The organism is Paraprevotella clara YIT 11840 (assembly GCF_000233955.1).
Taxonomy (GTDB): domain Bacteria; phylum Bacteroidota; class Bacteroidia; order Bacteroidales; family Bacteroidaceae; genus Paraprevotella; species Paraprevotella clara.
On record NZ_JH376579.1, the window covers coordinates 46,479 to 58,987 of the forward strand.

Annotated in this window: 9 protein-coding genes; 2 read left to right on the forward strand and 7 right to left on the reverse strand. The window is 48.4% G+C overall.

The annotated features are described in order from the left end of the window. Positions 1 to 26: 26 nt before the first annotated feature. Positions 27 to 1,868, reverse strand: a complete 1,842-nt coding sequence (locus HMPREF9441_RS00965) for a hypothetical protein (RefSeq protein ID WP_244949548.1) — start codon at positions 1,866 to 1,868, stop codon at positions 27 to 29. Between the two features lie 737 nt (positions 1,869 to 2,605). Beyond that, positions 2,606 to 4,495 carry an AMP-dependent synthetase/ligase gene (locus tag HMPREF9441_RS00970; RefSeq protein WP_008617005.1) on the reverse strand — a complete coding sequence of 630 codons (1,890 nt, stop codon included), beginning with the start codon at positions 4,493 to 4,495 and terminating at the stop codon, positions 2,606 to 2,608. A gap of 119 nt (positions 4,496 to 4,614) precedes the next feature. On the opposite strand from HMPREF9441_RS00970, the gene HMPREF9441_RS00975 reads away from it, so the two are divergent. Beyond that, positions 4,615 to 5,676 carry a M20 family metallo-hydrolase gene (locus HMPREF9441_RS00975; protein ID WP_172634893.1) on the forward strand — a complete coding sequence of 354 codons (1,062 nt, stop codon included), beginning with the start codon at positions 4,615 to 4,617 and terminating at the stop codon, positions 5,674 to 5,676. A 31-nt stretch (positions 5,677 to 5,707) separates the two neighbouring features. Here the strand turns inward: HMPREF9441_RS00975 and HMPREF9441_RS00980 are convergent, their stop codons facing one another. Genes HMPREF9441_RS00980 through dut form a run of 4 tightly spaced genes read right to left on the reverse strand, consistent with a single transcriptional unit; the run spans position 5,708 to position 10,048 of the window. Then, positions 5,708 to 7,033: a murein hydrolase activator EnvC family protein gene (locus tag HMPREF9441_RS00980; protein WP_008617007.1), complete on the reverse strand. Its 1,326-nt coding sequence runs from the start codon at positions 7,031 to 7,033 to the stop codon at positions 5,708 to 5,710. Then, complete coding sequence (locus HMPREF9441_RS00985; protein ID WP_008617008.1) at positions 7,030 to 7,866, reverse strand: DUF4292 domain-containing protein; 837 nt, start codon at positions 7,864 to 7,866, stop codon at positions 7,030 to 7,032. Before HMPREF9441_RS00985 ends, HMPREF9441_RS00980 begins: the two co-directional genes overlap by 4 nt. Further along, entirely contained in the window at positions 7,863 to 9,608 is a 1,746-nt protein-coding gene (locus HMPREF9441_RS00990) for a tetratricopeptide repeat protein (RefSeq protein WP_009392068.1), read from the reverse strand. Before HMPREF9441_RS00990 ends, HMPREF9441_RS00985 begins: the two co-directional genes overlap by 4 nt. Before the next feature lie 5 nt (positions 9,609 to 9,613). Continuing rightward, positions 9,614 to 10,048: a dUTP diphosphatase gene (dut, locus tag HMPREF9441_RS00995; protein ID WP_039864727.1), complete on the reverse strand. Its 435-nt coding sequence runs from the start codon at positions 10,046 to 10,048 to the stop codon at positions 9,614 to 9,616. A 130-nt stretch (positions 10,049 to 10,178) separates the two neighbouring features. Here dut and dgt point away from each other — a divergent pair, with 130 nt between their 5' ends. Then, entirely contained in the window at positions 10,179 to 11,534 is a 1,356-nt protein-coding gene (gene dgt, locus HMPREF9441_RS01000; protein WP_172634897.1) for a dGTP triphosphohydrolase, read from the forward strand. A 27-nt stretch (positions 11,535 to 11,561) separates the two neighbouring features. Here the strand turns inward: dgt and HMPREF9441_RS01005 are convergent, their stop codons facing one another. Further along, the gene (locus tag HMPREF9441_RS01005; RefSeq protein ID WP_008617016.1) at positions 11,562 to 12,494 is read right to left on the reverse strand and encodes a GNAT family N-acetyltransferase; all 933 of its coding nucleotides are present in this window, start codon (positions 12,492 to 12,494) and stop codon (positions 11,562 to 11,564) included. Positions 12,495 to 12,509: the final 15 nt, after the last annotated feature.

A 12,509-nucleotide genomic window follows, 5' to 3' on the forward strand; every position in this document is an offset into this window, starting at 1 on the left:
AATTTTATTTTTGAATGAATAATAAATTACCACCATACTTGCCTGTCATTTTCGTATGTGAAAATACGCTCTTCAATACCTTTGGTACGGTTATGCAATACAAAAAGAGCATTGGACGGGCAATCGTCGTATTCGAGGAAAATATCATCGGCAATTTTCTTCCCGAGAGACACCCAATCCCCATCTTTCCAATAGCACAATTCGTATTCGTTCCCTATTTCGATTTCATTTCCATCGCCTCGCATGATGCAAGTCACACGTGCGATATCCACAGGATGCCCGAAATCCATTCCCACCCACGAATCAGAAGGTGTAGGAGCATCGAAATATGTCAGGATGTCTCCATCGAACGCAGCTTCTTTCCGGTATTCCGGTTCCGGCCTGTATGCTCCCGAAGTACCGATAATTTCACCTTTAGTAGAATGCAGGGAATCCCGTTCGAAAAACGCAAGTTCCGCCACATTCACAAAACCATAATCTCCGGAAAAATATCTCCAATACCGATATTCGTATCCGCAGGAGTCCGGTATGGATATATCGTTTTCTATTGTATGATAAGTATGGACGGTCACAGCATCTTTGAACTCCGGATCGTTAGATGCCTGGATTTTCGCTTTTCTCATACGATATGCTTCCCCGTATGTATGCGGAAGATACGGATGCTTCTTGTAAAGCCGGAGCTTACAACGGTTCTTCTCATTCGGTGCCAACACCCTGACATTCCCGTTTACGTCAAGAATGAATGGGTCATGAACCGCTTTAGCACAGGTATCTTCCCAAACTACGGGAAGGTACACTGCATCCTTACCCACCTTGTCAAAAACCATTTCATTACGGGACAATACCCCAAGCGCAACCGGTTGCCATTTAAAATTATCGAAAAGGGCAAGATACGCGTATTTATGTTCTGTCCGTACATCCGGTTTCAGATTCAAGCCTACGGTTTCCATATATTCATCCGTTACATCCTTAATAAAGGGAGTGGTGAATATTTCCGGAACAGATTTTTCCTTTTTCAACAAATCTTCAATCACCTTATTGATAGAGTAAGTCCTTCTGTAGACTTTTGCCATCTTATGGTCTTTCTTATGTGGCATGCCCACCGGTTGACCTACTCCTTCAAATACGGCCATGTGCCCCATCCTTTCCTTTAACACATTCCACGTGTGCCCTTGGCTCCGGAAAGGCCATTGGGGAGTGAAATCTATGGCACAAGGAATACCTTTCGCCATCATGACAGCCTGAGCCATAAACGAATAGTCTATACAAGTTCCCCAACCGATATGAGCCAAAGTACGTATGCGCCGAACGGGCAATACTTTTTTCCCATTGATGGCAGGATTCATCGCTTTACGCAGATTCTCATTTACAAGATTACAGGCTATATAAGGATTGTTCATAAAAACCGCACACCTGTCACGGTCGGCCAATGACTCTTCATATCGTTCATAACAAAACTTCCTCCAATCGTCAAGAGTTTGTCCGTCACCTACTTTATACGGCAATATCAACTCACAGAAATCATCAAAATCCACGTGTTCGGACCACGTATTTTTACCCCATACGGCAAAAGCTTCATCTATGTTTTTAATCAAATAGTCCGCATCCAGAATCATGATGTCCAGAACTGTAGCCAGATTGTATTTGGCGTACTTTTGCGTTACACTGTCATACAAGCTGTCGATGATTTCATTTGATTTTCCTTTAGCCAATGCCATCACCGAATCAACCTCATCATAATATTGATTTAAAAGGATTGTATCTGCATACGAGTAATGATACGGCATGTTCTCTATCAGGAAACAGGCTGCCCGATATTTCAGGCTGTCGGCAGGATTTTCGGAATAATGCCCAAGTACGCGTTCCAATTCACCCCGATTAGAACCGGCTGACATAAGAGCCGACTCAAGATAAAAATAATCACTTGTACAGCTCCCGAACATCAATAATATATTGATAAATATTGCGGCTTGAAATAAGGCAAATATTTTTTTCATGGTAAAAACATCAATAACATTTAATTAATTCAGATTGCTGAACACAAAATTAGAGGAGAAAGCCTACAGGGAAATATAAATCTTGAATAAAAAAATAGCATTTTTGAATGATTCATTCTCGCAGATAAGAAAATACCAAATTCGGACGAACCTATAATATACAATCAAGAATAGCAGATAACCAATGAAGAATATTGCAACCCTTCCATTAGGACACATCCCCCTACACCAGAGTTTTACAAAAAGATCCTTCATCCTTCAGGATACATATTAAGTCACTCATAATGTTAACGTTACAGGCTGAAAGATGTTTCAGACATCTTTCAGCCAAGCTTCATTTCGTTTGGTGCAGAACCAAAAATCATTCGGCTGAGAATGAAAAATCGCTTGGCTGAGATTGATAAATCATTTGGCGCAGAACTTTTTACCGTCTCCTGCAATGAAAGAAAGATGAAAGATGACATTTTCATCTTTCATCCCGTATCACATTATATGACAGTAGTTTATCGCATAGTCTGAAGGATGAAGGGGCTTTTTGTAAAATCCATGGAGAGAGTGTGGGGAATCCATGGTATTCCGACAAGAACATCAGAATCCCCACCTGATTCCTATTGCCCCACAATCATCCCGTCCCCTTTCTGCTCCAACGACGGTGGAAGGGTACACAACTTATCCACTTCCGGCGGCGTATCCTCCACGTACATGGCTTCTATCTCGGCCGCATAGTTACGATTCACCACCGGACGCTTCACCTTCAACGTATTGGTCAGCTCTCCTTTTTCCATGCTGAACGGCTCGGGCAGCAACGTGATGCGCTTCACCTGTTCATAATGGGCAAACTCTTGCTGCAAGGTATTGATACGGAAAAGCAACATCTTGTTGATGTCGGCATTCCGGCACAAATCCGCCGTATCGGTAAAACGGATATGATGGCGTTCGGCAAAATCTTTCAACAGATTGTATTCGGGAACGATAAGCGCCGATACGAATTTACGCTGGTCGGCAATCACTACAATCTGGTCGATGTAACGGTCTACCACCAGTTTCGACTCTATCATCTGCGGAGCAATGTACTTCCCGTTAGAGGTCTTGAACAAATCTTTAATCCGATCGGTGAGGAACAACTCACCGTTCTTGAGATAACCGGCATCGCCGGTATGGAACCATCCGTCCTCGTCGATGGCCGCACGGGTCGCCTCATCCTTCCGGTAATATCCTTTGGTTATGGACGTTCCGCGCAGCAGTATCTCATTGTCTTCGCCGAACTTCAACTGCAATCCGCCGATGAGCCGCCCTACGGACCCTATCGTCTTGGGTTGCCCGTTCCGGTCGCAAGAAACCGTGGCTGTGGACTCCGTCAATCCATAACCGGCCACCATATTGATGCCGGCCGAATGGACGAACTCTTCCACTACCGGTGGAATGGCAGCTCCGGCAGTAGGGAAAAAGTTAGCGTTCTCAAACCCCAAAGTCCGTTTTAAAAGAGCGATTACGGTTTTCTCGAAAAACGCATACCGCAACCTCAGTGAAACGGGAGGAATCAGACCGCGCATCTTGTAATGCACATTATACGCCTTGCCTACCTGAAGTGCTTCATGCAGCAATTTACGCTGCACGGGATTGCTTTGCCTTATCTTCTCCTGCACGCCGGCATATACTTTCTCCCAAAAACGGGGTACGGCACACATACACGTCGGATGCACTTCCTGCAACGACTGCAACACGTCGGCAGGCCGCAAATTGACGGCCAACTGCGCACCTTCGGACAAGCAGAGGTAAGACCACGCCCGCTCAAACACATGGGTGAAAGGAAGGAAGTTCAACACGACATCCTTTTCCCCAAGCGTCAGGACCGCGTCATTGGCGATAATCGCATCGTGATACATCCTATGGCTCAACATCACCCCCTTGCTGGCCCCCGTGGTTCCCGAGGTATAAAGTATATTGGCCAAGTCGTCCATCCGAAGTTCGGCCGCACGCCGCTTCAACTCCTCGTTCTCTTCATGTCCGGCACCGGCTTGCAAAAACTCCTCAAAATAAACCGACACCGTGTCCTGCGGGTTCTTTACCACGGAAGAATCGAAAATAATCAGTTTCTGAAGCGTCGGACAATGAGGCATGCTGCGGAAAGCGATATCGTATTGGTATTGTTCGCCGACAAACACATAACGAATTTCGGCATCGTTCACCATGTAAACCACCTGGCTCTCCGAACTGGTAGCATAAAACGGTATCGTGACGGCCCGCACACCGTAAGCCCCGAAATCCACGTACAAGCATTCGGGCATGTTCTGCGAAAAAACAGCCAGATTCTCCTGCACATCCACCCCCAAAGCCAACAGGGATGCAGATACTTTCCGTACGACTTCCGAAAACCGATTCCAGGAAACCGGAACCCACACATTCTTTTCATAATCGCGATAGCTCATGGCCGTTTTGTCGCCATAACGTTTGGCCTGTTCATGGACGAGCACTGAGAAAAGACTTGTATTTAGCATAGTTTTGACTTTTTAATCTATACAAAGATATGGTTTTAAATGAAACGATGCACAAGAAAACCTCAAAATATTTAATTTTTCTCCAAAATACCTTAACTTTGCCTCAAAGAAACGCAATTATGGACATTGAAGCATTGACACAGGAAGCCGTCGGCCTGCTCGAACGAATGGTAAGCCTTCCCTCCGTAAGCAGAGAAGAAAAGGAAGTGGCCGACTTATTGGAAAATTTCATGAAAGAACGGGGCAAAACGCCTCACCGTACAGGACATAACCTTTGGTGCATCTCGCCGTTTTACCGGACCGGGCGCCCCACCCTGCTGTTGAACGCTCATATCGACACCGTGAAACCGGCTGCAAGTTGGACGCGAGACCCGTTCCGCCCCACAAGGGAAGGCGAACGTATTTACGGATTAGGCACAAACGACGACGGAGCCAGCGTGGTCGCCTTGTGGCAGGCTTTCTGCACGTTATCCGGCAAGGAACAACCCTATAACCTCATCTTCCTGGCCTCGTGCGAAGAAGAAGTTTCGGGAAAGAACGGTATAGAATCGGCACTCCCCTTGTTGCCGCACATCGACTTGGCCTTAGTAGGCGAACCTACCGGCATGGAACCGGCCATTGCCGAAAAAGGGCTGATGGTACTGGACGTCACTGCCTACGGCAAGTCGGGGCATGCGGCACGCAACGAAGGGGAAAACGCCATTTACAAAGCCATGAAGGACATGGAGTGGTTCAGAACGTACCGGTTTCCGAAGACCTCCCCGCTCTTGGGAGACGTGAAAATGAGTGTAACGGTCATCCATGCCGGCACGCAACACAACGTCGTGCCGGACCAATGCGTTTTCACCGTAGACGTACGCAGCAATGAAAACTACTCCAACGAAGAAATCTACCGGACGGCCTGCGCCCATACGGACGGTGAAGTGAAAGCCCGCTCTTTCCGCCTGAATTCTTCGCGCATAGACGAGAACCATCCCATTGTGGCCAAAGCCAAAGCCTTGGGACGCACACCTTTCGGCTCGCCTACGCTCTCCGACCAGGCGCTGATGCACTTCCCGTCTTTGAAAATGGGGCCGGGCGAATCCTCACGTTCCCACACGGCGGACGAATACATCACCGTAACGGAAATCCGGGAGGCCATAGCCTTATACATCGAGCTGTTAGACGGCCTACAGATATAAAGAAAGATTTGCGGCTCCGGCTGAAAGCCTCTCAACGCCCTATCCAGACTTCGGGGTTCAGTTTCTGAGTCTCCTTTCGCAGTTGGAAGTGCAGCACGCAATTACCCGTACCGTCGTTTTCCACCGTACCCAGAATATCACGCGCCTTGACTTTCTGTCCCTTGCTTACCCGTACGGAAGACAAGTTACAGTAAACAGAAATATAACTGCCATGGCGTACCAATACATTCTTGGTATCTCCAAACTGGAAGACGGCTGAGACTTCGCCATCGAAAATGGAACGTGCCATAGCTCCGGGACGCCCTACGTAATTGGTTCCCTTATTATCCAAACGTACATTCTTCAAGCCCGGCACATTATAGGTTCCGAAATGGCTGCCTACCATGTAACTCCCCGTAATAGGTACCGGCAGCCTCCCCTTGTTCCGGACGAAATTGCCATTCAAAGCCTGGTCCTGGGGCGTAATCCATTTATACTCCGGAGGGATGGAAGAAGATTTTTTCTCTTCTTTCTTTCCCGAAGCGGCTTGATTACGGCCCTGCTTCCGCTGCTTCTCCGCTTTCCGGCGTGCCTCGGCTTCGGCTTTCTTACGGGCAGCCTCGGCTCTCTTGCGTGCCTGCTCCACCTCGTAGGCTATCATCTGGTCTATTTTCTTGTCCAAAGCGGAAAGCTGCTGTTGCTGTTGTTCCACCTCTTTTTTCAGGTGTTTCTGCTTCTGCCGCAAGCCGGCTACGTTCTTTTGCTCTTCGTCATGCTGCTTTTGCAACAAAGCCTTTTGCTGCTCACATTCGGCAATCAAACGGTTTTTCTCCGCTTTCACCCCCAATAATTCATTCTTCTGTGCCAGCAAATCATCCTGCTTACGTACAATTTGCTCTGCCAACGTACGCTGATAATTGGCATATTCCCGGGCATAACGCGAACGACGGTACATCTGAGTCACAGAACGGGTGGAAAGCACGAAAAGCAAAGGACTTCCCACCGACTTGCAAGCCCGTGCATAACGCAAGGCTCTGGCATAATCGGCCTTCTTTGTTTCCAATTCGGCTGCCGTACGCTCCACTTTCCGTTCCAGTGTATTTACCTGGTCGCTGACCTTTTTCAACTGCACCTCCATCGTGTCGATATAACGTTGGCGTGCCTCCAGCCGGTTGGCTATCATGCTGATGTCACGTAGCTTGGTGGCTACGGTCTTCTCTGTCGTTTTCAGTTCTTTCCGGGAACGGGTCAAGCCCTTCTGTATTTCTTTCTTCTGAGTCTGCAGTGCCTTGATCTTACGATTGGTCTGCGCCTCCAGCGTTCCTCCGCCGGACACGAGCATCCACACCGTAAAAAACATGACTAACCTACATTTCATTTTATCAGTTGTTTTAAAATCAGGTCGGGACTGACCCTCTTGTATTTTCCACCCGGTTCCGGAGTCAACTCGATGCTTTTCGCATTCCATTTCAAATTACTCAGCGAAAAGACAGCCGTCAGGTCTTTCCCCGCTCCCGTGACAGACAACTGCATCTTATCGGGAAAACTTTTTTGCTCCACATTTGCAAAATGCTGATAAGTCCAGTTCAGACGGGGCACGGAACCTTGACCTGTAGCGACAATAGACGTATTGCGAATCAACCCGGTCAGCAAGTCGACCACGAACTGACATTGCAACAACGAACCGGCCTTAGAAGTCAGAATCGTACTTTCCTGATTCTTCGAGATGGTAAAGTCCTGCTCTTGCCACCGGCCTTCCTGTCCCGGCACAAACACATCGCTCCAGAAAAGAGCCTGCAACGTATAAAAATCCACACCGGCCTGCTGCAAATAAGGCACGTCTGCGTAGTCCACCTTTACGTATTCCCTTCCCATCCGGTTGACCATCATCATATATTGGGGCGTAAATTCCAGACGTCCTACTTCCATAAAACCCATGGCCACAAGCGAAAGCTGGATCACCTCATTCCGTTTCAAGTTACAGCTTCCACCCACCGACAAAGATTTCCCGCCCAAATTCAAATCAAGGTTCATCTTTGAAGTGACAGTCCCCTCCTTCAAACCGGACAACGCCATCTTATCTACCCATTCTACGGCACTTCCTTCACCTTGCGGCTCCGTCTGCGTTATGTTTTTAGTGGAACGGCAAGCTGAGAGCAACAATACAAAAGCGGCAATCAGGACGCCCCATACGAAATTCATTCTCTTCATTCTTCAATATACTTTTTCAATTGAATCTTCTTTTTCAAAAGCTGGGAAACATCTCCCCCCTTTTCCTGCGCCATCTTCCAATACTTCAAGGCGCCCTCCATGTCACCGCATTGTGCATAAATATCCCCGGCATGCTCCAGGACCCCGCCGGACACTTCTTCGTCTTTCTCGATATCCCCTACAAGGACACGGTCCATATAAAGCTTGGCTTCGGCATACTTTCCCTTGATAAAAAGAATCCAGGCATAAGTGTCGATATAGGTTTTGTTTCCCGGTTCCGCCACAATCGTGCGGTGGCTCATTTCTTCAGCCTTGTCCAAATCCTTTTTTTCCAATGAGAGATAATAAGCGTAATTATTCAGGCAACCGACATTCTCCGGGTTGTACACCAGACAGGAGTCGTATGCAATGAAAGCCGAATCTTTCAGTCCGTTGCTGTAGTACAAGTCGCCCATGATGGAATACATATCGGCCACAATGCCGTGGTCCGTATCCGGTTTAATCTGCCGCACGCCTTTGCGGAACACATCCAAAGCCTTGTCCTGACGTTCAAGCTGATAATAAGAGAAACCTAAATAGAAATAATAGGGTAATTGTTCCGGATAGTGCATGATGGCACGCGTACAAATGTCCGCCACCTTCGGATAGTCATTGGCATGGACAGCCAGTTGCACCAACTGGTACAAAGCTACCTGATTGTCCGGCTCAAGCTTCAGAATACGTTCCAAAGCCGGTTCGAGCTGGTCATTTATATGTTTCATTTGCAGATAAGAGGCATAAAGCGTCAGCATATCCACCGTCTCAGGGACAGAATCGAAGATGCGGTCGAAAACGGCTAATACCAAAGTGCTGTCGGCATGCGCATTCTCTTGGTCTACGATATAGTTACGCATGAGCATAACCCTGGCCCGTTCGTCAGTCTCTTTTCCATATAAGATTGCATCCAACTGGGTTTGATAAAGCGAATCTTGGCCCGTCTGCTTATAATAATCGAGCATGGACATGCGTAAAGCTTGGTTTCCCGGCTCTTTTTTCCGGACTTCCTCATAAACGGCAAAAGCTTTATCCGGCTGTTGCAGCAACAGATATTGATCGCCGATTAATACGCGATAAGCCAAATCATTAGGATTCTCCCGCGCCAGACTTTCCAATTCGGCAAAGGCTTGATCGTCTTCCTTCAATTCACGATAAAGACGAAACTTTTCCATACTGATGGACAGATTCTTGCCTTCAAGCGTCTCTATGCGGTCGAGTGCGCTGATTGCCTCGCGGTATTGCTCACGATCCATGTACATGTTTACCAACTGCGCCAATACATCCGAACGGGTCGGATTGCACCGCACCATATCTTCGAGTACAGGCACGGCCTTCACATCATCCCGGTTGCGCAAATAAAAAGACGCAAGGGCTTCCTTATAATATATATTGTCCGGCTCCAAATCCACCGCACGGGACAGATGCGACGCGCATCGGGCAGAGTCGTCCATCCCCAGATAATACAATCCGAGATTGTATAACGCCTCGGCCGCATCGGGCTTGATGTCCAAACAATGTTTATACAACTCGAAAGAATCATCGTAACGCCCGGCCAACTTGCTCTTCACGGCCTCGGCATAATAATAATCGAAGCGGCGTTGTGCCTCGGCCGATATACCTTGCGTCTTCTCTCCCGTCGCACAAGACGTGAAACAGGCAGACCACATGGCCCAGACTCCGCATATCAAAACTGTAATCTTCTTCACTGACTTTATTTTTCTCCCGAATGGCCGAAACCACCCGCACCTCTTTCCGTCTCATCCAAACTCTCCACAGGCTTCCATCCGGCCTGCTCATAACTTGCCACGACCATCTGCGCAATCCGCTCTCCGTCCCGTATCTCGAACGGCTCGGACGACAAATTGACCAGAATGATACAAATCTCCCCCCGGTAGTCCGCATCAATCGTCCCCGGTGAGTTCAACACGGTAATCCCTTTTTTCAAGGCCAGTCCGCTCCTCGGCCGGATTTGTGCCTCCGTCCCGTGCGGCAAAGCGATATAGAGTCCCGTCGGCACCAGGCAACGCTCCAGAGGTTTCAACACGATGGGGCTGTCCAGATTGGCACGAAGATCCATTCCTGCCGAGTCCGAAGTGGCATATTGAGGTAACGGATGATGGGATTTATTAATAACACGTACTTCCATTATATGTAGAAATGATTGTTTTTGAGGTACAAAAATAACCAATTCTCTGAACACAGCCATTGATTTTTAGCTAAAAAGAGCGAATGTCAACCTTTTTAATTACTTTTGTGAAGAATCTACAGGAATGAATATGAATTGGCAGCAACTGATATCCAACAAACGACTGGGATTGGAAAAATATCACCAGGTCCGGAAAGACGACCGCACGGAATTCCAACGCGATTATGACCGTCTTATATTCTCTGCACCGTTCAGACGTTTGCAGAACAAAACGCAGGTGTTCCCGCTCCCGGGAAGCGTATTCGTCCACAACCGGCTGACCCACAGTCTGGAGGTGTCCAGCGTAGGACGTTCCTTGGGCAACGATATCTCTCGGGCACTCCTGCAAAAGCATCCGGAGCTGTCCGGAAGCCACCTGAGCGAAGCCGGTGCCATCGTGTCGGCCGCCTGCCTGGCACATGATTTAGGAAATCCGCCCTTCGGACATTCGGGCGAGAGAGCCATCGGGACGTTCTTCAGCGAAGGCAAAGGCAACTGGCTGAGGACCTACTGCGACCCCACGAACGGGGACCGGCTCAGCGAACGGGAATGGAACGACCTGATTCATTTCGAAGGAAACGCCAACGCATTCAGGTTGCTGACCCACCACTTCAAAGGCCGGCGCAACGGAGGGTTTGTCATGACTTACACCACCTTGGCTTCCATCGTCAAATACCCTTTTTCGTCCAATCTGGCTGGCGGACATGCCAAATTCGGTTTCTTTCAAAGCGAAATCCCCGTCTACCAACGGATAGCTGAAGAACTGGGCATTCCTCGCCAGGCCAGCGTAGAAGGCAGCCTGCGATATGTGCGCCATCCCTTCGTATATTTGGTAGAAGCGGCCGATGACATTTGTTATGAGATTATGGACATCGAGGATGCGCATAAACTGAAAATCCTCAGTACGGACGAGACTCAAAGCTTATTGCTGGGCTTCTTCGAGGAAGAACGCCAAAAAAGTATCCGAAAAAACCTGCAATACGTCAGCGACATCAACGAACAAATCGTCTACCTGCGTTCCTGTGTCATCGGTTGCCTGGAAAGTGAATGCGTAAAGGTCTTTTTGGACAATGAAGAAGAAATCCTGGCCGGTACCTTTGAGGGGTGCCTCATCGACCACATTTCCGAAACGCCGCGAAGGGCTTACAAAGCTTGCGAAAGCATGGCATACGCCAAGATTTACCGGAGCAAGGATGTCGTGGATATCGAACTGGCCGGTTTTCAGGTTATCACCACACTGTTGGAACTCATGACAGAAGCGGTATGCCACCCAGAAAAAGCGTATTCGCAGTTACTCATCAACCGCGTGTCGCAACAGTACGACATCGGTGCCGAACGGCTCTACGACCGCATCATGGCCGTATTGGATTACATCTCCGGCATGACGGACGTATATGCGTTGGATTTATATCGTAAAATCAATGGCATGAGCCTGCCTTTCGTATAACCGAGAGGATCAGGCCGCCCTCTTCCGTTATCCGCGTCCGGAGAAGGTTTCAATGTGCCGCCTGCGCTTTTCCTCCCGAATCTCGTCCACAGCAATCAGGATGCCGGTCTCCTCCACGTCGCCGAATTCGTCGTTGATAGCCGTGCCGAACATCTTCATCGTGGGCGACAACCCCATGTAAGCGTTCACCAAAGGCGGGATATTATAACCCAGCTTGCGAACTTCCGAATTCAATATCTTATAGTCTTCCTTGAAATCCTCGTAAACGAACAATTTACGCAATTCTTCCGTATCGGCTTCCAGTTGCAAGGGATGAATCGGCACTATCAGCCTGTCCTTATCCTCGAAATGCTTTTTCAGAAAATACAGAATCATATCACGCCCATAACGGTTATAAGACGGATACATGGTCATCTTGCCGAAATAATAGCGTACGTCAGGCACTAAAACCGTCAATGCCCCCAGACCGTCCCACAAGTTGTCCAAAGTGAACAGGCCTTTTGAACCTTGGCGCGTACTCTGGTATTCCAACGTCACGAACGAACGTCCGAGTTCTATCGTATAAGGCATATAGTTTCTCATAAAGTTTTCCGAGAAGTGGAACATGTGGGAAGTGGCCAAAATGGGTTGCCCGTCCTCCCTCAGCTTCACCTTTGCCCCCAACAGGTAACGATAACCGCCTAAAATGGCTTCTACATCGGGGTCCCACACGATCAACTGCTTATAGGGTTCTTCCATCATGTCGAAGTCGTCCAAATCGAGCGACATCCCCGTACCTCCACCGGCAGCCCGGAAAGCGATTTCACGCAAACGGCCGATTTCACGAAGCACATTCGGTGAATCCTGCCACGTCACCACGTATATCTCATTGTGGCTTTTGTTCGTATAACGCAACCTCTTATCCGCGGTCAGTTCTGCCTTCAGCAGTTCTTTACTCACCGGAGCTATGATTTCTTCCATATCATCAATCTGTTT